Source organism: Agrobacterium sp. 22-214-1, from assembly GCF_053522465.1.
In genome coordinates this window covers 166586-187837 of record NZ_JBNWCK010000003.1, presented here as the reverse complement: position 1 = coordinate 187837, position 21252 = coordinate 166586, and the positions used below count along the sequence as shown (strand labels likewise).

At 59.9% G+C, this 21252-nt stretch carries 16 protein-coding genes and 1 tRNA gene; 10 read left to right on the top strand and 7 right to left on the bottom strand.

The window, feature by feature from the left end; all coding sequences use genetic code 11:
* Window positions 1–71 precede the first annotated feature (71 nt).
* Entirely contained in the window at window positions 72–2162 is a 2091-nt protein-coding gene (gene mcpU / locus ACQZ5G_RS13860; RefSeq protein ID WP_448736564.1) for a methyl-accepting chemotaxis protein McpU, read from the bottom strand.
* Between the two features lie 329 nt (window positions 2163–2491).
* Here mcpU and ACQZ5G_RS13855 point away from each other — a divergent pair, with 329 nt between their 5' ends.
* Window positions 2492–3889, top strand: a complete 1398-nt coding sequence (locus tag ACQZ5G_RS13855) for an MATE family efflux transporter (protein ID WP_020809198.1) — start codon at window positions 2492–2494, stop codon at window positions 3887–3889.
* A 38-nt stretch (window positions 3890–3927) separates the two neighbouring features.
* Here the strand turns inward: ACQZ5G_RS13855 and carA are convergent, their stop codons facing one another.
* Window positions 3928–5133: a glutamine-hydrolyzing carbamoyl-phosphate synthase small subunit gene (gene carA / locus ACQZ5G_RS13850; RefSeq protein WP_003522834.1), complete on the bottom strand. Its 1206-nt coding sequence runs from the start codon at window positions 5131–5133 to the stop codon at window positions 3928–3930.
* A gap of 335 nt (window positions 5134–5468) precedes the next feature.
* On the opposite strand from carA, the gene ACQZ5G_RS13845 reads away from it, so the two are divergent.
* The 4 genes from ACQZ5G_RS13845 (at window position 5469) to ACQZ5G_RS13830 (ending at window position 11849) form a co-directional block, all read left to right on the top strand.
* Window positions 5469–5921 (top strand): GatB/YqeY domain-containing protein, encoded by a 453-nt coding sequence (locus ACQZ5G_RS13845; protein ID WP_003522833.1) that lies wholly within the window; start codon window positions 5469–5471, stop codon window positions 5919–5921.
* A 380-nt stretch (window positions 5922–6301) separates the two neighbouring features.
* Window positions 6302–8287, top strand: coding sequence for a DNA primase (gene dnaG, locus ACQZ5G_RS13840; protein ID WP_448736565.1), 1986 nt, complete (start codon window positions 6302–6304; stop codon window positions 8285–8287).
* Window positions 8288–8680: 393 nt separating this feature from the next.
* A complete protein-coding gene (gene rpoD, locus ACQZ5G_RS13835) occupies window positions 8681–10735 on the top strand; it encodes an RNA polymerase sigma factor RpoD (protein WP_003494761.1) in 2055 nt (684 codons plus the stop codon).
* A 196-nt stretch (window positions 10736–10931) separates the two neighbouring features.
* A complete protein-coding gene (locus ACQZ5G_RS13830; protein WP_003522831.1) occupies window positions 10932–11849 on the top strand; it encodes a DUF930 domain-containing protein in 918 nt (305 codons plus the stop codon).
* 43 nt (window positions 11850–11892) lie between these two features.
* Here the strand turns inward: ACQZ5G_RS13830 and ACQZ5G_RS13825 are convergent, their stop codons facing one another.
* Entirely contained in the window at window positions 11893–14445 is a 2553-nt protein-coding gene (locus ACQZ5G_RS13825) for an HWE histidine kinase domain-containing protein (RefSeq protein ID WP_448736566.1), read from the bottom strand.
* Between the two features lie 253 nt (window positions 14446–14698).
* Here ACQZ5G_RS13825 and ACQZ5G_RS13820 point away from each other — a divergent pair, with 253 nt between their 5' ends.
* Window positions 14699–15121 carry a secondary thiamine-phosphate synthase enzyme YjbQ gene (locus tag ACQZ5G_RS13820; RefSeq protein WP_448736567.1) on the top strand — a complete coding sequence of 141 codons (423 nt, stop codon included), beginning with the start codon at window positions 14699–14701 and terminating at the stop codon, window positions 15119–15121.
* 150 nt (window positions 15122–15271) lie between these two features.
* Window positions 15272–15607: a hypothetical protein gene (locus ACQZ5G_RS13815; protein ID WP_065655756.1), complete on the top strand. Its 336-nt coding sequence runs from the start codon at window positions 15272–15274 to the stop codon at window positions 15605–15607.
* Between the two features lie 158 nt (window positions 15608–15765).
* On the opposite strand, the gene ACQZ5G_RS13810 is transcribed toward ACQZ5G_RS13815, so the two are convergent.
* Window positions 15766–16509: an SIMPL domain-containing protein gene (locus ACQZ5G_RS13810; RefSeq protein WP_196379172.1), complete on the bottom strand. Its 744-nt coding sequence runs from the start codon at window positions 16507–16509 to the stop codon at window positions 15766–15768.
* A 181-nt stretch (window positions 16510–16690) separates the two neighbouring features.
* Between ACQZ5G_RS13810 and ACQZ5G_RS13805 the strand changes: the two genes are divergently transcribed.
* Window positions 16691–16766, top strand: a tRNA-Ile gene (locus tag ACQZ5G_RS13805).
* Window positions 16767–16936: 170 nt separating this feature from the next.
* On the opposite strand, the gene ACQZ5G_RS13800 is transcribed toward ACQZ5G_RS13805, so the two are convergent.
* Entirely contained in the window at window positions 16937–17308 is a 372-nt protein-coding gene (locus ACQZ5G_RS13800) for a hypothetical protein (RefSeq protein ID WP_003522826.1), read from the bottom strand.
* A 211-nt stretch (window positions 17309–17519) separates the two neighbouring features.
* Window positions 17520–18152, bottom strand: a complete 633-nt coding sequence (locus ACQZ5G_RS13795; RefSeq protein WP_003522825.1) for an outer membrane protein — start codon at window positions 18150–18152, stop codon at window positions 17520–17522.
* 442 nt (window positions 18153–18594) lie between these two features.
* Between ACQZ5G_RS13795 and ACQZ5G_RS13790 the strand changes: the two genes are divergently transcribed.
* Complete coding sequence (locus tag ACQZ5G_RS13790; protein ID WP_003522824.1) at window positions 18595–19047, top strand: hypothetical protein; 453 nt, start codon at window positions 18595–18597, stop codon at window positions 19045–19047.
* Window positions 19048–19258: 211 nt separating this feature from the next.
* Window positions 19259–19819, top strand: coding sequence for a dual specificity protein phosphatase family protein (locus ACQZ5G_RS13785; protein ID WP_003522823.1), 561 nt, complete (start codon window positions 19259–19261; stop codon window positions 19817–19819).
* A 146-nt stretch (window positions 19820–19965) separates the two neighbouring features.
* Here the strand turns inward: ACQZ5G_RS13785 and ACQZ5G_RS13780 are convergent, their stop codons facing one another.
* Window positions 19966–21213 carry an AGE family epimerase/isomerase gene (locus ACQZ5G_RS13780; protein ID WP_448736568.1) on the bottom strand — a complete coding sequence of 416 codons (1248 nt, stop codon included), beginning with the start codon at window positions 21211–21213 and terminating at the stop codon, window positions 19966–19968.
* Between the last annotated feature and the right edge of the window lie 39 nt (window positions 21214–21252).

Below are 21252 nucleotides of genomic sequence, written 5' to 3'. Positions count from 1 at the left end.
GATGACGTCGAGAGTACGTAGCGGCTGGCAGCGATCTGGTGACGATAGCGCTGGCCATGGTCTTTTCCCCCTCAAGCCGCCCGCCCATATTCCGCCTGCCGCCGGCTGGCCGTGGCGAGCTGGAACTGCGCGAGCAACTCGTTGAGCGCCGCCGCTTCCGAGGCGAGCCCGTGGCTTGCGGCCGTCTGTTCCTCGACCATGGCGGCGTTCTGCTGCGTGCCCTGATCGATGGTGTTGATGGCGGTGTTGATTTCCTGAAGGCCGGTGGACTGTTCGCGCGACGACGTCACGATGGCGTCGATGTGGCGATTGATCTCCTGTACTTCGCGGACGATGGTTTCCAGCGCCTTGCCGGCATTGCCGACGAGATCGACGCCGGACTGCACCTGCGATGTCGAAGCGTTGATCAGCGTCTTGATCTCTTTCGCCGCATTGGCGGAGCGCTGGGCAAGCTCGCGCACTTCCTGTGCGACGACGGCAAAACCCTTGCCAGCCTCACCGGCGCGGGCGGCTTCCACGCCTGCATTCAGCGCCAGAAGATTGGTCTGGAAGGCGATCTCGTCGATCACGCCGATGATGTTACTGATCTCGGACGACGATTTTTCGATGCCTTCCATGGCGCGAACCGCATCTTCGACGATGACGCCGGACCGTTCGGCATTGTTGCGGGCGCGGTCGACCAGACGGCCCACTTCTTCCGCACGGCGGGCGGAATCCTTGACGGTGGTTGTGATTTCCTCAAGCGCCGCCGCGGTCTCTTCCACGGAGGCTGCCTGCTGCTCGGTGCGTCGCGCCAGATCGTCGGCGGACTGACGGATTTCGCCAGCCCCGGCGTCGATGGCGCGGGCGTTCTGGCCGACGGTGCTGAGCGCGGCGTTCAGCTTGGCAACGGAATTGTTGAAATCATCGCGCAGACGGTCGATGCGGGTCACGAAGGGCGTGTCGATGCGGTAATTGAGGTCGCCATCGGAAAGATGCGCCAGTCCACGGGCGAGCGAATCGACCGCGAACTGGATGTCGGCGGCGTCCTTTGCCGCCAGTCTTTCGCGCTCGCTGCGCTCCCGTTCGGAAAGCGTGCGGTTTTCTTCGGCATCGCCTTCGAGGCGCAGGCGTTCCATGGCGTTCGACCGGAACACGGCGACGGCTGCGGCCATGGAGCCGATCTGGTCGGTGCGCTCCTGACCGGGAATCGCGACCTCGAGATTGCCGGATGCGAGGCCTTCCATGGCTGACGTCATCTGCGTCACCGGGCGAACGATGAAGCGGGAAAGCACGGTTGCAAGAAGCCCGATCATGATCGCGGCGGCGAGAACTGTGGCGATGGTCGCCGCCAGGCGGAACTGGCCAATGGCGCCATAGGCAACATCGGAATCAACGACAAAGCCGAGATACCAGTCGACCGAGGGCAGGCCGGCGACCGGAATGAAGCTGGTGATCTTGCCCTTACCGTCGATTTCGGTCTGCGAAATCGCCGAGGAAATCGCCGGCGTATTGACCTTGAAGAGATCGGCCAGCGGCTTGTCGACGAATTTCGGATCGGGGTGAATAAGGATCTTGCCGTCCTTGCTGACGAGGAACGCATATCCGTCCGTGCCGGCATCCACCGACTTGATCATGTTGACCAGCGAATTGAGCGAGAAGTCGCTGCCCGTCACGCCGGCCAGCTTGCCATCGATGGAGACGGGAATGGCGGCGGTGATGATGAGCCCGCCGGTCGAGGCGTCGTTATAGGGTTCGGTCAGAACCGTCTTGCCGGCCTTGACCGCGTCCAGATACCATGGGCGCTTGCGCGGGTCATATCCTTCCGGCAGCGGTGTTTTGGGGAAGGTGGTGAAGCTTCCCGTTTCGGCATTGCCGAAATAGGTCGACATGAACTGCGCGGTCAGAACGTCGTTTTCCAGAAACCGCAGCTTCGCCTCTTCATCCGGGAGCTTGGCAAGCGTCTTTGCCACTGTTTCCGTCAGCATGATGCGGCCGTTCAGCCAGTTGGCGATGCTTTGCGCGGCCTGCTTGCCGGAAGAATCGATGTTTTCCGCTACCGCTTCCGTCGTGACGCGGTGCTGAAGGCTGTCGATGTAGAAGGAAAAACCGGCAAAGGCGGCGACGACAAGCGAAGACGCCGCAAAGAGGATGCGTGTCATGAGGTTGGTTTTTTTGGGCAAGCTACACGTCCTTGGAACAGGATGTACCGTTCGGCTCATCTTGCGAAATGGTGGGAAAGACATGCCAGAAAGGCGGGAATATTCTGCATCATGCAGCTTTTGATTTAAAAGAATTACGCGATGTTCTAATAAATAAAGCGGAATGGTAAAATTCAGCTAAATTTGTCTTATGTCATGTCATTTGCGCCGAGGCCGGAGCGGCGCCGTTCGTTTGCGTAAATTTTGGTCACTCATCCGCAAAGGTTGCGTGCAGGAAGGGAATATTTTATTCATCACCATGCTGCCGTTGCGCAATTCGCGGGCAACGGCCAAAGTTCAGGTGAATTACAATGTCTTCGTCGGTTGTTGCAGAAACCGTTCCGTCCGGATCGGGGTCGTGGTTTTCGCATTTTCAGGCTACGCTTGCGCTGGGAATTCCGCTCATCGGTGCGCAGCTCGCGCAGCTTGGCATCCATACAACGGATATGGTCATCGTCGGACAGCTTGGTGCTGAAAAGCTGGCGGCCATGGTGCTGGCCGGGCAGTTCTTCTTCGTCGTCTTCATTTTCGGCTCGGGCTTTTCCGTGGCCGTGGTGCCGATGGTGGCGCAGGCCTACGGGCAGGGGGATGCGACGGCGGCCCGTCGCTCGCTGCGCATGGGCATGTGGGTGGCGATCGCCTATTGGCTGCTCGCCCTGCCGATCTTCTTCAACGCCGAGCGCATTCTCATATCTCTCGGGCAGAACCCCAATGTGGCGGCGCTGACCGGCCATTATCTCGCCATCGCCAAGTTCGGCCTTTTGCCGGCGCTGCTGTTTTATGTCCTGCGCGGTCTCGTCAGCGCCATCGGGCGCGCCGGCATCATTCTTTATGTTACCATCATCATGCTGGTGATGAACGGTGTGCTTGCCTACGCGCTGGTGTTCGGCCATTTCGGATTGCCCGCCATGGGCATGAACGGTGCTGCCGTCGTTGCCGTCATCGTCAATGCCTTCAGCTTCATCTTCATCGTCGCCTATGTGCAGACGCGGGAGGAAACCAGGAAATATGAGCTGTTCGTGCGTTTCTGGCGGCCGGACTGGCATGCGCTCTTCGAAGTGCTGCGCCTCGGCCTGCCGATCAGCATCACCATCCTTGCCGAAGTGACGCTGTTCGCCGCCGCTTCGATCCTCATGGGGCAGATCGGCACCGTGCAGCTTGCGGCGCACGGCATCGCCCTGCAGCTCGCCTCCATCGCCTTCATGATTCCGCTCGGCCTGTCGCAGGCAGCGACCGTGCGCGTGGGCATCGCCCGCGGTCAGGGAGACTTCAAGAACCTCATCCGCGCCTCCATCATGGTCTATGCGATTGCCTGCGGCATTGCCATTTGCGGCGGCATCCTGTTTGCGGCCGTACCGGAATTTCTGGCGAAATGGTTCCTGGATGCGAAATTGCCCGAGGCGGCGGAAGTGCTTGCCTATGCCAGCAGCCTGGTGGTGATCGCCGGCATCTTCCAGCTGGTCGACGGCATTCAGGCCGTGACGGCGGGCCTGCTGCGCGGATTGAAGGATGCACGTATTCCGGCGATGCTGGCGCTGATTTCCTATTGGCCGATCGGGCTGGCGCTTGCCTGGACCATGGCCTTTCCGCTCGGCTTTGGCGGGCGCGGCGTCTGGTTCGGTTTCGTGATCGGCCTTTCGACGGCGGCCGTTCTGCTCACCGTCCGCTTCGTCCTTCTGGTGAAGCGTGAAATGCAAACGGCCCGCTGAAAAGCGGGCCGCATAATCTTTCCTGATTTTACGCGGTATCAGCGCTCGGCGAGCGCTGCCTCACCTTGTCTTTCGCGCAGCAGGTTGACGAAGCGGCGGAAGAGATAGTGGCTGTCCTGCGGGCCGGGTGATGCTTCCGGGTGGTGCTGGACCGAGAAGACCGGCTTGCCGACGATGCGCAGGCCGCAATTGGTGCCATCGAACAGCGAGATATGGGTCTCTTCGACGCCTTCGGGCAGCGACTTGGTGTCGACTGCAAAGCCGTGGTTCATGGAGACGATTTCAACCTTGCCGGTGGTGAAGTCCTTGACCGGATGGTTGGCGCCGTGGTGGCCCTGGTGCATCTTTTCGGTCTTTGCACCGACGGCGAGACCGAGCATCTGGTGGCCGAGGCAGATGCCGAAGATCGGCAGCTCGCTCTTGATGAGGTTCTGGATGACCGGCACGGCATATTCGCCCGTCGCGGCCGGGTCTCCCGGACCGTTGGAGAGGAACACGCCATCCGGCTTCAGCGCCAGAATGTCTTCGGCCGACGTCTGGGCCGGAACGACCGTGACCTTGCAATCCAGACCGGCAAAGAGGCGCAGGATGTTGCGCTTGACGCCGAAATCGACGCAGACGACGTGATACTTGGCATCGGCTTCGCCGAGCGTGCCATAACCCTTGTTCCAGACCCACGGCGTTTCCGTCCAGGTGGAGGACTGGCCGGAGGTGGCTTCGATGGCGAGATCGAGACCGACGAGGCCGCTCCAGGCCTTGGCCTCCGCCTTCAGCGCTTCGATGTCGAAGACGCCGTTCGGGTCATGGGCGATGACCGCGTTCGGCGCGCCGTTTTCGCGGATCCATGCGGTGAGCGCACGGGTGTCGATGCCGCAAAGGCCGATGACGCCGCGGGCCTTCAGCCAGGCATCGAGATGCTTGGCGGCGCGGAAGTTCGACGGATCGGTGATATCGGCCTTGAAGATGACACCGACGGCGCCGCGGCGGGCGGCGGGGGTCAGGTCTTCGATGTCTTCCTCATTGGTGCCGACATTGCCGATATGCGGGAAGGTGAAGGTGACGATCTGGCCGAGATAGGAAGGATCGGTCAGGATTTCCTCGTAACCCGTCAGCGCCGTGTTGAAGCAGACTTCGGCCTGAACCTTGCCGGTCGCGCCGATGCCCGTTCCTTCAATCACCGTGCCATCGGCAAGAACAAGCATTGCGGTCGGTTTGCGGGTAGTCCAGGGCGCTGTCTCGGTCATCTCGTTCCGTTTCTGCCGCTTCGCACCCCGCCTCTTGAAAGGCAGGGGGTAAGGGGCCATTTTTGTCGCAGGCTTCGTGACATAAAGGGGCGCGCGATAAAGCTCGCGTTCCGACCCTTCGTTAAAATCTCGTGCAGGTGCCGGAAAATAACGAAAGCAGCCCAAGCGGTCAACCGCAGGGCCAAGATTTACGTGGAATTAAACCACCGTATTTTCAAGGTCTTATGCATTTGATTTGCTTGAGCGTGTCTGCTCGTTTATGTCGTTTCGCAAAATGAGGTGGAAAGTTTCCGTATCGAGAAGCTGCGGAAAGCGCTTTCCCAAGGAGAAGAAAAATGATGCGCGACACGTTCGCAAACGCTTTGAAGGACGCATTGAAGGCTCGTGATGCACGCCGCACCTCGACCGTGCGCCTCATCCAGACCGCCATCAAGGATCGCGATATCGCCAATCGCGGCGTGGGCAAGGACCCCGTCAGCGATGAGGACATCATGCAGATCCTGACCAAGATGGTGAAGCAGCGGGAAGAATCCGCCAATATCTATGAAGGCGCCGGCCGCCCCGAGCTTGCCGCTCAGGAGCGCGAGGAAATCGTCATCATCAAGGAATTCATGCCGGAAGAAATCCCGGCCGAGAAGGTGCGCGAACTCTGCCAGGCCGTCATCACAGAGACCGGCGCCTCCGGCCTGCGCGACATGGGCAAGTGCATGAATGCGCTGAAGGAGCGTTATCCCGGCCAGATCGACTTCGCCAAGGCTTCCGGCGTCGTCAAGGATTTGCTGAAGTAAGTTCGGGCATCCTTAAAAAGTAAAGGCAGGGCAGATGTGGGCTGCCCTGCCTTTTTTCTGTCGACGAAAACGCATTCCGGCGGATCAAAATGCGGTCCTTCACAGGCATTTTTCGGGGGACGTGCCTGCGGGCGTCGGCAGATTATACGGAGGTCAATTGCTGCCTTCGTTTATGTTTTTATATCGCCGCTGTGGCCGGCTCAAATTACAAAAACATAATTTTTGGTGATGCTGCGGTGCCATAAATTTGCCCGAAGCGGGCGCAATGGCGATGTGATTTTGCCGTCGTGGCCTGTGAATATCGGGTATTCCTGTTCTTTAAGTTTTGTGCTGGCCTCTTTCCGCGCTTATATGAAAGACTGGCCTCGAATAGGTAACCCATGCGCTTTTCCAACTCTTTCCTCGATGAGATACGCGACCGCGTGCACATCTCCGATGTGATCGGCCGACGTGTGTCCTGGGACAAGAAGAAGACCAACACGTCGCGCGGGGATTATTGGGCCTGCTGCCCGTTCCATGGCGAGAAAAGCCCGAGCTTCCATTGTGAGGACCGCAAGGGGCGGTATCATTGCTTCGGTTGCGGCGTTTCCGGCGATCACTTCCGCTTTCTGACCGAGCTTGAGGGCCTGAGTTTTCCGGAGGCCGTGCAGCAGATTGCCGATATGGCCGGCATTTCCATGCCGCAGCCCGATCCGCAGGCGGAAAAGCGCGAGCGCGAGCGCACCTCGCTTCAGGACGTCATGGAAATGGCGACGCTGTTCTTTCAGGACCAGTTGCAGACCGCGCTCGGTGCGCGGGCGCGGGCTTACCTGCGCGATCGCGGGTTGACCGGGCGCACCATCGAGACTTTCCGGCTGGGTTATGCGCCCGATAGCCGCAATGCGCTGAAAGAGCATCTGGCGAGCAAAGGCGTGACGAAGGAACAGATGGAGGCCTGCGGGCTGGTGGTGCATGAGAATGTGCCGGTCTCCTACGACCGCTTCCGAGACCGCATCATGTTTCCGATCCTGTCGTCGCGGGAAAAGGTGATCGCTTTCGGCGGCCGCGCGATGGCCGCGGATGCGGTGGCGAAATATCTGAACTCCAACGAGACCGAGCTGTTTCACAAGGGCAATGTTCTCTACAATTTCGCCCGCGCCCGGCGCGCCTCGCAGGCGGCCGGCGGTTCGGTCATCGCCGTCGAAGGTTATATGGATGTTATCGCGCTCTATCAGGCGGGTGTGGAAAATGCCGTCGCGCCGCTCGGCACGGCGCTGACCGAAAGCCAGCTCGATCTCCTCTGGAAAATGTCGCCGCAGCCGGTTCTCTGCTTCGATGGCGATGGCGCCGGCATTCGCGCCGCCAACCGTGCGGCCGATCTTGCCCTGCCGCATATCAAGCCGGATCGTTCCGTCAGCTTCGCGCTTCTGCCCGATGGCAAGGATCCGGACGATCTCGTGCGGCTTGAGGGGCGCGCGCCTTTTGACCGGGTACTTTCAGAGGCCAAGCCGCTGGCCGCGATGATCTGGAGCCGCGAGACCTCCGGCGTCACTTTCGATACGCCGGAAAAACGCGCGCAGCTTGAAAGCCGGTTGCGGCAGATTGTGGCCGTTATCGGCGACGAGACGGTGCGCCGTTTTTACCAGCAGGATATGCGCGACAGGCTGAACGGCTTTTTCCAGCCGCGTTTTCAGCAAAACGGGGCTCAGAACGGCAATTTCCGCCGCAACGGCGCGCAGCCGGCGGGACGCGGCTTCCAGCGCAATGCGCCGGGGCGGGGCGGGGCGATGGCTGCGCCGGCCAGCAGCATTTCCGACCGGCTGGCGCAATCCGGTCTCGTCAGGGGCTATCAGACAAAGCCTTCGCTCCGGGAAAGCGTTCTTGCCATCACCATCGTCAACCATCCCGAATTGCTGCTCGAGGAATATGACGAGATTGCCGCCATCGACTACGAGAACCGCGATCTGCAGCGCCTGTGGTCGACGGTGCTGACCTATGCGGCGGAAAGTGCGGCGGAGATTTCGCGGGCCGGGCTGATCGAGCGCCTGTCGCAGCAGGGTTTCGAGGTGCTTTTGAAGGCCATGGATCAGCAGGTTCGCAATGCCCGCCTGTGGACGGCAACGGAGCAGGCGGCGATGGAGGATGCGCGCGAGGGTTATGTGCAGGCGCTTTCCCTGCATAAGAGGACGAAATCCCTGCTCTGGCAGAAAAAGGAACTGGAGCGGGAAATCGCCGAGGCGACGGATGACGAACGCGGTACATTGCTGGTGCGGGCGCTGGCCGAAGTGCAGCTGGAAATCGGCCGTATGGAAAATCAGGAGGCGATCATCGATGGTTTCGGGGTCATGTCCGGCCGGGTGAAGGGGCCGGCCGTCGGCCATGGCTGAGGGCGGTCGGCAGAATTGAAAGGTGTTTGGGGTTGCCTTTTGCGGCAGGCGTCCTAAATAGGGGATAGTCTGGTGATAACCCGCAAAATGCGGCTCTTTTTAAGAATTTCCTTGGCTGTCTCGCCCTCAAAGGCTTGACGGGGCGGGAAATAGCGGGAATCACCATTTCAGGAAAAGTAAGGTGGAATGAGCCTTGGCGGATAGAAATTGCATGAGCAAGCATTTCCGGGTGCACTGTCTTTGCATTCTGCCTGAGGCTGCCGTGGTTAATCGGCAATTAAAGATCACTCCGTTAGGTGTCTGACAGTGATTCGCGGCAAACCGCTGGATGCTCAAGGGGCGGACGGCGATGCGGCGGAACAGGTGTTAGCGTCAGGGAAAGCGACGAGATAGATGGCAACCAAAGTCAAAGAAAACGAAGAAGCAGAAAACGAACGCGACGGTGCGACGGACGGCCCGCTTCTCGACCTTTCGGATGACGCGGTCAAGAAAATGATCAAGGCCGCCAAGAAGCGCGGCTATGTGACGATGGACGAACTGAATTCCGTCCTGCCGTCCGAAGAGGTGACTTCCGAGCAGATCGAAGACACGATGGCGATGCTGTCCGATATGGGCATCAATGTCATCGAGGACGAGGATGCCGAGGAAGCAACCGCGAGCGACGACGACAGCGATTCCGACGGCGAAGAGTCCGAAGGCGGCGAACTGGCCCCCTCCGGCGGGACCGCGCTTGCGACCGCAAAGAAGAAAGAACCGACCGACCGTACCGATGACCCCGTGCGCATGTATCTGCGCGAAATGGGTTCCGTCGAGCTTCTGTCGCGCGAAGGCGAAATCGCCATCGCCAAGCGCATCGAGGCCGGCCGCGAAACGATGATTTCGGGCCTGTGCGAAAGCCCGTTGACGTTCCAGGCGCTGATCATCTGGCGCGACGAACTCAACGAAGGCACGACGCTGCTGCGCGAGATCATCGATCTCGAAACCACCTATTCCGGCCCGGAAGCCAAGGCGGCTCCCCAGTTCCAGAGCCCGGAGAAGATCGAGGCGGACCGCAAGGCTGCCGAAGAGAAGGAAAAGACCCGCAAGCTTCGCGCGCCGACCGGCGACGAGGATGTGACGGATGTTGGCGGCGATGGCCTTCCGCCGGAAGAGGAAGAAGAGGACGACGACGAGTCCAATCTTTCGCTTGCCGCGATGGAAGCCGAACTGCGCCCGCAGGTCATGGAAACGCTCGACACCATCGCTGACACCTACAAGAAGCTGCGCAAGCTTCAGGATCAGCAGGTTGAGGCGCGTCTTGCCTGCACCGGCACCCTGTCTTCCGGTCAGGAACGCCGTTACAAGGAACTGAAGGATCAGCTGATCACGGCCGTCAAGTCGCTGTCGCTGAACCAGAACCGTATCGACAGCCTTGTCGAGCAGCTCTACGACATTTCCAAGCGCCTGATGCAGAACGAAGGCCGTCTGCTGCGCCTTGCCGAATCCTATGGCGTCAAGCGCGACAGCTTCCTTGAGCAGTATCACGGTGCGGAACTCGATCCGAACTGGATGAAGTCGATTGCCAATCTGGCCGCTCGCGGCTGGAAGGAATTCGCTCGCGAGGAAAGCAACACGATCCGGGAAATCCGTCAGGAAATCCAGAACCTCTCCACGGAAACCGGCATTTCCATCGCCGAATTCCGCCGCATCGTTTCCATGGTGCAGAAGGGCGAGCGCGAAGCGCGTATCGCCAAGAAGGAGATGGTCGAGGCCAACCTGCGTCTGGTGATCTCGATTGCGAAGAAATACACCAACCGTGGTCTTCAGTTCCTCGATCTCATTCAGGAAGGCAATATCGGCCTGATGAAGGCGGTCGACAAGTTCGAATATCGTCGCGGTTACAAGTTCTCGACCTATGCGACCTGGTGGATCAGGCAGGCGATCACCCGTTCGATTGCCGACCAGGCCCGCACGATCCGTATTCCGGTGCACATGATCGAAACGATCAACAAGATCGTTCGCACCTCGCGCCAGATGCTGCACGAGATCGGCCGCGAGCCGACCCCGGAAGAACTGGCCGAAAAGCTGGCCATGCCGCTTGAGAAGGTGCGCAAGGTTCTGAAGATCGCCAAGGAGCCGATTTCGCTCGAAACCCCCGTGGGCGACGAAGAGGACTCGCATCTCGGCGACTTCATCGAGGACAAGAACGCGCTGCTGCCTATCGACGCCGCCATTCAGGCGAACCTGCGCGAGACGACAACCCGCGTTCTGGCGTCGCTGACGCCGCGTGAAGAGCGTGTTCTGCGCATGCGTTTCGGCATCGGCATGAACACGGACCATACGCTGGAAGAAGTCGGCCAGCAGTTCTCGGTCACGCGCGAACGTATCCGCCAGATCGAGGCGAAGGCGCTGCGCAAGCTGAAGCATCCGAGCCGCTCCAGAAAGCTGCGCAGCTTCCTCGACAGCTAAGCTCTTTGTTTCCTTTAAAATTGAACCCGGTCAGTCCGCGCTGGCCGGGTTTTTTGTTTCCCGCACTGGCGAACTCTGCGACAAGCCTTATGTGTGAAAACAGGCATTCCGCTTTTGCTGGATAAGCCCGGGTTCGATTTGGTTCGATGAGATGCAACAGATTTCTGCAAGCAGATGGCGGAGGAGAGGATGGGCTGTGCCCGTCTCCGTGCTGCTGCATCTTGCCGTCGTCGCGCTTTTCTTTTTCGAGCTGCCGGAGCGGATAGCCGAGCCGCAGGAGCCGGAAAGCATCAGCGTCGATCTGGTGCCGCCGCCCGAGGAGAAAAAGGCGGAAGAGGCCCCGCCGCCGGGTGAAGAGAAGGCGAAAGAGGAAAAGCCGCAACCCCCACCGCCGCCCGCTCCTCCGGCGGAAGAGGCGAAACCTTTGCCGCCGCCGCAGGCGACGTTACCGGCTATCGCCATGAGGCCCGAGGAAACGCAGGCGGACCCCGAGGACAAGCCGGGCAAGACGGAGGAAGCGGAAAAGACCGAGCCTTCCGCGGAGCCTGCAAGCCAGCCTGAAAAAACGGCTGAGGAAAAGCCCGCAGCTCCTGCCGCCAACAGCGATCTTCAGGCTTCCGCCGCACAGGGGGAGATCGCGGTTTCACCCGTGAAGGAAGAAGCGCAGCCCGATCAGCCGCCTGTGCCGCAGGCCAAGCCTGTTGAGGAAAAGCCGGCGGAAGTGACGGAAAAGAAACCCGCGAAACTTCCGGCGGCCAAAAACCTCCTGTCTTCGGCCATGCTGTCACCGGCCCAGAGACGCCAGATGTTTGGCGATCTGCCACCGCGTCGCCGCGTCGTTCAGCTTTGCAGCACCGAAGCCCTGGCCCAGATTCAGGGCGCGGGATTTGCCGCCAGGGGCATGATCCCCTATTCGGACACGGGCGGCAGGATTTCCGGTAATTCGATCGATGCTTCCGGCGGCGCGTTCAACACGGGCAATGGCTGGCATGACGTCTCGTTCCAGTGCGAAGTCGATCTGGAAAATTACACGGTGACGGAATTCCGGTTTAAAATCGGAAATGAGGTCAGCCCGGAAGACGCGAAAAAGCGGGGCTTTACGAGATTTCAGTGAGGGCGGGTTTTCCCAATCAGGAAGCTTCGTTCACATAAGTTTCCTAAACCCGCTCCGCATCCCCCACCAGCAGCCCAATCCCTGCCATCAGCGCATCCTCATCATAGGGCTTCCTGATCACCGGCACATTGCCGAATTCATCCGGCACCATGCTGCCATCCGCATAACCGGTGGCGAAGAGGAAGGGGACGCCGCGGCGGTGGAGTTCCCGGGCGACGGGGATCGATGTATCGGAGCCGAGATTGATGTCGAGAATGGCGACATCCGGCACATAGGTCTTCAGCTTTTCAATGGCCATTGCCGACGAGGTTGCCGTTTCGATTGCCTTGATGCCGTTGTCTTCCAGCATGTTCTCGACATCCATGGCGATCAGCATCTGGTCTTCGACGAGTAATACTTTCAACGGCTCCTCCCGGTTATAGCGTCTGGGCTGCGGCGCGGTTTCATCCTCGGTTTGCATGTCGGCGACTGCCGTGGCCGACGAGACGTGACGGGAGGGCAGGAAAATTTCCGCCTCCAGCCCATCGGGCAAATAGCGTATCGTGCTGCGTCCGCCGAGATCGTATGGGATGCTGCGGCTGATGAGCGCCGTGCCGAAGCCCGCGCGCGACGGCGGGGGCAGTTTGGTGGGCAGGATTTCGCGCCACTCAATCTCGCAATCGCGGTTCTCGTCGATGGTCCAGCGCACATGCAATTGCCCGCCATTTTGCGAAAGCGCGCCGTATTTGGCGGCGTTCGTCGCCAGCTCATGCAGAACAAGAGCCATGACGGAGAAAGCGCGCGAATCGAGCGTCACCTGAGGGCCGGTCAGTTTCACAACGGTTTCCGGCGAGCGGTGCGGCGACAGTTCGGCATCCAGAAGATCGCGAAGCGCGCCGCCGCCTTCACCGCGAATGATCTGGTCATGGGCAAAGGACAATGCCTGAATGCGGCCCTTCAGCGCGGTCACATATTCCTGCAGGGTCTTGCCCTCCTGCGAGGGATTGCCGACCAGCGATTTGATGATGGCCAGAACATTCTTCACGCGGTGGTTGAGCTCCTCGTTCAGCATGCGCTGGCGCACTTCCGCGCGTTCCCTTTCGCCCGCCATCAGCTCGCTGTGATGGAATGCGACCTCAACCAGCGCAATCCTCGCCGCTTCCGCGATTTCCCGGTCATCTTCCGACCAGGGCTGCGCCTGCAGGCGGACCGTCTCTTTCCAGATTGCAAAGCTTTTGCGCGGCGTGAGACGATCCCCCATCGGACCGGTTTCATAGGATTTTTCCGGATTGCCTGCCCAGTTCAGGTTCTGCACGATTTCTTTGCGGAAAAACAGAAGATAGTCGTTCTTCACCTGCGAGAGTGGAATGGCGAGCATTCCGGCTGCGGTGCCGGCGTAGATTTCCGCTTCCGGTATTGCTTGCGACAGCGCATGGGTCGCCCAGACCCTGCCTTCTGAAGCCGAGGCAACAAAGCGCGCCAGCCTTGGAATGGCGTCATGCGGCGGCGTTGCACCCTGGCCGTGCCAGTTGTTTCCCACCCACAGGCCAACACCATCACACGGCATCAGATCGGCAAAATCCTGAAAGCTGTCGATCAGCAATTCTTCGATGTTGGCGTGATGGGCGGCAAGCCGAAGGAAGCGGTCGAGCGCGGCATGGGCATGGTTGACGGTATCGAGCCTGCGCTTCTGTTTCAGGACCTGCAGGTGCATGGAGAAAAACTCTCCGAACATTTCCGCGGCGATCCGGACCGGCATGGTCAGCACGCGCGGGGAATAGTGATGACAGGCGATCAGGCCCCACAGCGCGCCGTCGACAATTACCGAAATGGACATGGAAGCGCCGACCCCCATGTTGCGAAGATATTCGCAATGGATGGGCGAGACGCTGCGCAGATGGGCAAAGGACATATCGAGAGGTTCGCCCGATGCATCGAGCGCCGGCAGGACGGAAACCCGGGCGCCGCTGGCATCGGAGATGATGCGCAACGTGTTTTTGAGATAGAGCGCGCGGGCCTGCTGGGGTATGTCGCTGGCGGGGAAATATTGACCGAGAAAGCTTTCCAGTTCCGGCTGCTTCGCTTCCGACACGACCTTGCCGGCGCCGTCTTCCTCGAAACGATAGATCATCACCCGGTCGTAACCGAGCGTCGCTTTTATCAGCCGAGTCGTTCTGGAGATCAGGCTTTCGATGCTGTCCGCCTCGCGGATACGGTCCACCATCTTGCGCGCGGTGCCCAGCGGCTGCGTTTCGCTGCGCGAGGGCTCGAATTCGATGATCGTGGTGGATTTGTAGCGATGCAGGGCAATATCGAAGCTGCGGCCGTCGCTCATTTCCATGGCGGGCAGCATGGCGGGACGCGTGGTTCTGCCGGTGACGGTGAGCGCATTGCGAAGATCGTGGACGAGTTTTTTGCCGAGCACCTCCTCGGCGGTCCTGCCATTGATATCGCCTTGGACGCCCAGCAGTTCGCGGCAGTTTTCAGAATGCCGCAGCACCATGCGCATGGCGTTGTCGCAGGCGATGAGGCAGCCATGCGGTTGAATATAGCCTGGGATGTGGATGGGTTCGCGGTCGCAATTGGTCAGGTCGACATGATAGTCACTCGGGGCCATGAATCAGTCTTTCGCACCCTGTGCCTGTCTTGTACGGGGAATATTGTGTTCGTCGAGGAACGGGTAAGCTTGAATAATTCATTCTGATAGTGCCGACCCTTCCCCGTTTTTTGCAACTGTGACGCCGGTTTTCCGTTCTGCTCTTATAGGCCGTCGTCACGCGACTATCGTATCCATTACGTCATCGGATACAATTTGACATGCTGAAACGTTGGCAGCGCCGATTTTGTTCCAGCCCGTTGAAGGAAAAAATGTGCCGCAGAGAAAAATCATCGTCGCCACCCGGGGGCAGGGTCTTTATGAATTCACATCCGAGGCCAAGGCATTCGTCAGCCACGCCGGCTTGGAAGAAGGCCTGCTGACGATCTTCGTCCGGCACACATCCTGCTCGCTGCTTATCCAGGAAAATGCCGATCCCGATGTGCGGCGCGATCTCACGGTGTTTTTCTCCCGTCTCGTGCCGCCTTCGGACGATCCTTCCATGCGCTGGATCATCCACACGCTCGAAGGCCCCGACGATATGCCCGCCCATATCAAATCGGCGCTCACCACGGTTTCCATCGGCGTGCCGATCAGCGACGGCAGGCTCGTGCTCGGCACCTGGCAGGGCCTTTATCTTTTCGAACACCGCGATGAGCCGCATCGGCGCGAAATCGTGCTGCATATCTCGCCGTGATATCCGGATCCGGATCGAGGCGTTCCGCGTTAACCTCCCTGAACGCCTGCTGAACATTCGGTTCTGCTGATATTCAGGCGGGCGAGTCTAGGGTCTCGTCAATCGCCGGGGGATGTTCCCCTGTCGGCAAAGAAACAACGGAGTGAGTTCATGTTCAGCACCTTCGCAAAAGCCGGCCTGGCTGCCCTCATCGCCCTCGGTGGAATTTCCTTTACTGCGCCGGCGGCTTCCGCAGGCTCGGATGTTCAGTTCAGAGTTCAGGTTCAGGATGGCTATGGCCATCGCCCCGGCTGGGGGCGTCCGGATCGCCCGCGCCGTGGCTGCTCGCCCTGGCTGGCGGAAGAAAAAGCGAGCCGCATGGGCCTTCGCCGCGCCCGCGTGGTTGATGTATCGCCGCGCCGTGTCGTTGTGGCAGGCTTCAACCGTTACGGCCGCGACCGCGTCGTTTTCGCCAATGAGCGCGGCTGCCCCGTCATCCGCCGCTAACAGCAGCGATCCTTATCGATCTGCCGATATCCCCGTACGGTAGATGGATCAAAAATGCCCCTCGCTTGTCCGGAAAGGCAGGCGAGGGGCATTTTATTTCGGGTTATGTGAGTGGCTGAACGCAAGGAGCGGCGCCGAAGCGCCGCCCGCCGTCGATCTTATTGCTCGAGAGCGAAGGTGACGTTGACCACCACGCTGTAGCTGTTCTCACCCGAAGCGATCGGAACGCTGTCGGCTTCCTTCGCCATCGAAGCGCGCATCATGCCCGCCGGTATCGGCATCGGGCGCTGCGAGTTTTCGCTGATCTGAATGACACGGCCAAGCTTTACGCCTGCCGCTTCCGTCAGCGTCTTCGCCTTGGCCAGCGCATCGGCAACGGCCAGCTTGCGGGCCTCGGTCACCGTCGCTTCGGGCTTGTCATTGGTGAAGGTGATGTCGCCGCCCTGGTTGATGCCGAGCTTGACGGAGGTATCGAGGATCGTGCCGAGCTTCTTCAGGTCGCGCACCCGCACGGTCAGGCCGTTGGACACCTGATAGCCGGTGATCTCGGGCGCGACATAGACACCATCCTTGGGTTCATAATGCTTGTAGAGCGGCTGCACCGAAAAATTGCTGGTCTGCAGGTCGCGGTCCTCGATGGCGGCCTCTTTCAGCGCCTTAAGAACATCGGCAAGCGCCTTGGAGTTTTCGGTCAGCGCCGCAGCCGCGGTCTCCGCCTGCTTGACGACGCTGAAGGACAGGATCGCCATGTCGGGGGCAATGGCCGACTGGCCTTCGCCGGAAACACTGATGGTGGCTTCGCGCGGGGTAGCCTCCTGCGCAGACACCTGGGCGGCGAGCGGCATCATGGCTGCTGCGGTCATTGCGGTGAGTGCGAAAAGGCGGGCCGTTTTTGTCTTCATGGTGTTTCCTCGTTGATTGAGTCCCTTTGAAGGGTATTGCCTTAGATTGTGTAGCTAATACGGCGGCACTGCTTTGAGAAAGCATCAATGGCTTGTCGGGCTCAAAAAATTACGTTAGAGCGTGACCCACCGGATTCGAACCATTGCGAAGCCGGTGTTTCGGTTCACCTCGTTCCGATAAGGGCCTGTAGCTCAATGGTTAGAGCCGGCGGCTCATAACCGCTTGGTTGGGAGTTCGAGTCTCTCCGGGCCCACCATTTTCTTCAAGATCAATTGCTTGGGATGTTTCGCGACTCGTCGCGAGCGCGCTTCTGTCACGTCTGAGGCGTGATCTGCTATGCCGATGGCAAATTCCGGCTGCGGAATGAATGCGCCGGAGCCGGTCCGGCCTGCCGATGTGGCAAGCCGGATCGAGAAAGCTTTAATGTCAGTTACAAACCCGCATACTTTCCGTATGCCAGCCGCCGTCATAGGAATTGGGAACGCGGCGGTCTTCGAACCAGCAGCGCGGGCGGGGCGGCGGTGGCGGTTCGTAGTAGCGCGGGCCGTTATTGCTGTTGGCGATGGCGCCGCCGATCAGGCCGCCGATGACGCCTGCGGCAAGGCCGCCGGCAATCGCTGCGCCGTCATTGTGGCGGCGGTGTTCGCGATAGGGCGGCGGGGGTGGGCCGCCGCGGTCGTAGCCACGGTCATAGCGCGGGCGGTAAGGATAGTCCTGCGCGGCAGCGGTGCCATAGGATGCAAAAATGCTGCCGGTGGCGATCAGCGCGGCAATAGTGGAAAGAATTATCTTTTTCATCGGGGCTACTCCATAAGCCTGCTTCGGGAGATAGAGGCTCATTATGCCCGGATCATGGCACGGGACGGGTGAACGGCCTGTGAATATTCCATTTCTGCACAGTTCATATTTTTCTGATTTCAGAATGTAAGAATTTAAGCCGGTTCAGGCTTTCAGTAACGGAAAAGCCCGGCGGATGGCCGGGCTTTTTGTCGAAATCGATTGGTCGCGATCAGAACTTCACGCCGAGACCGACCTTCACAGTGTGCTGGTCGACATCGGTGTTGATGCCGAAGATGTCCTTGTCGCTATAGTCGTTGTAGCGATATTCCAGCCTGCCGAACACATTGTCGGTGAAGGCATAGTCCAGACCCGCGCCAACGGTGTAGCCGTTGAAGGTGGTGCTGTCCTTGCCCGCGCCGGGCGTTTCGATGAAGCCGCGTGTCGCGGTCCAGCCGGCGGTGGCATAGAGCAGGGCATGGTCGAAGGCATAACCGACGCGGCCGCGAACGGAGCCCTGCCAGTCGGTGCCGATTTCGGTGCCCGCATAGTCATTGTCGTTCCAGTTATAATCGACATCGCCTTCGATGCCGAGGACCAGATTATTGTCGAACTGGTAATTGTAACCCACGAAGGCGCCCAGAATGCCGCCGTCGAAATTATCCGAGGCGACCGGGCCGCCCGCCGAAAAATCGCCATTCGCCCAGCCCGCGCCGCCTTGAATACCAAGATAGGGGCCAGACCAGGTGAAGACGGGCAGGGTTTCCTGCGCGACCGGAGGTGCGGGCGTTTCGTAGACGGCATCCGCGGCCATTGCGGTGCTGGCCGACAGGGCCAGGAGTGACGTTACGATCAGCGTTTTCATCGTTTTTCTCCCTGAGCTGACTGACATCCATAGCATAGATTAGCTGCTTTTAATATGGGTCGGGGTTCGGCGGTTCCAAGAGGCGCTCGTGTCCTCCCGGCTTTGCTGGCCGTCTTGCCCCGGATCGCGGCTTTTTATCGCCCCGCCATGCTGTTCTGATGCGGCGAACGTCTTTGGCCGTGTTTGGTTCCCTTCGTCGTTTCGTCAAAAGTCCGGCAGGGCGCCCGGCCGACGTCACGCTTGGTTGTCTTGACAGCGCAGGGCGCGACCATAGAGTTGTGGTAGACTATGGCGGTGCCGATGCTTTTCGCCGCATCGCCGGCGGCATAAGCTGCGGTTGAGACTACACCGTTGCGACTTCCCGGTGAGGGGGCGTTGCGGGCGGAAAGGGCATGGGAGGATGAGATCGCATGAGGCTTTATTTTAGCGGAGGAGTGGCGACGTGATTGTCGGAGCCGTTCTCAGCGCCATTCTTCTTCTCACCCTCATTGCATTTCCGCGGCATCTCAAATCCGTCGTCATCTGCCTGTTGCTGATCTGGACGGCCACCGCCGCCTTTGTGATTTATGACTGGTGGCGCGGCAACCAGCGGCTCGACCATATCGTCGCCAGCGCCGGATTCGATGCGGCCTGCCCGGATGCGGCACTGCCGATCCGCGTCAGTTTCCGCAACGACAATAATGTCGCCGTACAGCGGCTGACCTATACGCTCGAAGGGTTCGAACCGGCCTTCCGTGCCTCCGTTTCCTTTGATCCCTATCAGGTGAGCGAAAGACGGATCGAGGCCGGGGAGACTTTCTCGGCCTGCCGGGCGTTCCGGATGCGCAACAATGAAAGGGTGGAGCCGCAACGGCTGGAATGGCGTGTCACTGTCATTTCTGCGGAATTCGACTGAGCGGTTCGTGCGACGGCCGATTATCACGGCATTTTGAAAATTTTCGTGCCGGTGAGCGGCGGCCGGAAAATCCCTGCATCACAACGGTTTCGGGCGGATGGGTGAATTCCCATCGTCCGCAACGGAACCGGCTGGGCCAGTCGCTGACTTGTTTTCGTCCATTTGCGATGCCATTTCCCCCTCCATTCGATGAATGTCGCGGGTTGATGTGTTGCGTATTGTTCTGAAGTTTCTGAAAATAACCGCCATCGGTCTTGTCGCCCTGCCGGTTCTGGCGGGTGCGCATATGGGCATCGGCCAGCTCACCGGAAATTTTCACGAAGTCATTCCCGGAGAGCTTTATCGTTCGGCGCAGCCGAGCGGCAAGGACATCGCGGCCTATGCCAAGGCTTACGGCATCAAGACGATCATCAACCTGCGCGATGAAAAGCGTGAAGGCTGGTACGATGCCGAAAGCCTTGCGGCCAAGAACAACGGCATCCGGCTTGTCGATTATCCGCTGAGTTCAAGCGAAAAGGTCTCGGTGGAAGATTCGGAAACGCTGGCGGCCGTGCTGCGCAATGCGGAAAAACCGATCCTCATCCATTGCGAACATGGCGCGAACCGCACCGGGCTCGCCTCCGCCATCTATGTGGCCGCCGTGGCCGGCAAGAGCGAGGCCGCCGCAGAATTTCAGCTTTCGCCCTATTACGGGCATGTGCCGATCCCCGGTATCGGGCGTTATGAAATGTACCAGTCCTGGGACGATTTCGAGGAAACCATCGGGTTTTGAGACGTTGCCATACATCGTCACCCCCGACTTGATCCGGGGTCCAGTACGATCAAGTCATTGATCGCGAAAGACTCTTTCACAGCGCAGACGCGCCGTGGCTGGATGCCGGCTCAAGGCCGGCATGACGGACGGTTGCGCAACGCGCCTCAATAATCCCCGTCGCTTTCCCTGATCACCTTCGTCAGGCTTCCCGTCGCCGGGAAAAGCGGGATGAGGCAGGCCTGAAGCGCGTGGTAGATATCGCCCTTGCCGGGGAACAGCGTGTGGGCGGGAACCAGATCTTCCGTCAGCTCCTCATGCCAGCCGCCATTGGCATGGTCGATGAAATTGTTGGCGATGGTGCTCCAGATGCGGCGATAGCTGTCTTCATAGAAGTTGTCCGCCGGCAGGTTCTCGTTAAGGAAGTGGGCAGCGCCCGCCGCCTCGGACATGGGCCACCACAGCTTTGACCGCTTGTCGGGATTGTCGTTCCAGTCGAGCGTATAAAAGAAGCCGCCCTTTTCCCGGTCCCAGCCGAGCGCCATGGATTGCACGAACAGCGATTTCGCGGCCACCGGCATCCAGTCATGGCGGCGCTCCCCCAGCACCCATAATTGCAGGATGAGGCGCGCCCATTCCAGCCAGTGGCCGGGGGTGGAGCCGGAGGGGCGGAACATTTCGTTGCCGCGATACTCCTTGTCGAGCGTCCAGTTCTCGTCGAAATGCTCCGGCACGCGGAAGTCCAGCTCGCCGGCGCGGCGGCGAATGACGAGATCGGCGATGCGCTCCGCCTTGCTGAGGTAGCTATTGTCGCCGGTAACCTCATAGGCGGCCATCAGCGCTTCGGTCAGGTGCATGTTGGAGTTCTGACCGCGGTAATTCTCGATGGGCGACCAGTCGCGATGGAATTCCTCGGCGATAGCGCCGTGTTTTTCTTCCCAGAAACGGGTTTCCAGAACCTCGGTAATATCGGCCAGCATCCGGTCAGCCAGCGGGTGGCCGACGGTCTTGGCGGAAGAAGCGGCCAGAAGCACGAAGGCATGGCCATAACCCTGCTTGGTGGCGTCCACAGGGCCGGCATCGTTCACCTGCCAGAAATAACCGCCATGCTCGCCATCGCGGTGCCTGTTCCAGAGATAGGTCATGCCGTGGTCGACGATATCGCCGCAGCCCGGACGCCCGAGCAGGTGGCCGATGGAGAAGCAATGGACCATGCGAGCGGATGCGTGAATGCCGCGCACGGGATCGTTTGGCTGCAACGGCGCGCCTTTGGCATCGAGATCGAAGAAGCCGCCGGCAGGGTTGAGGGCACGATACTGGAAGAAATCGAAAAGTCCCTCGGCCTGTTTTACCAGCCATTGGCGATGCCAGGGCAGGGTGTTCCAGTTGCGGCTGTTGTGATCGTCCTCGGGCATTCTCGTCCTCCATGCGGTTTGCTGCTTCGGCTTATATCC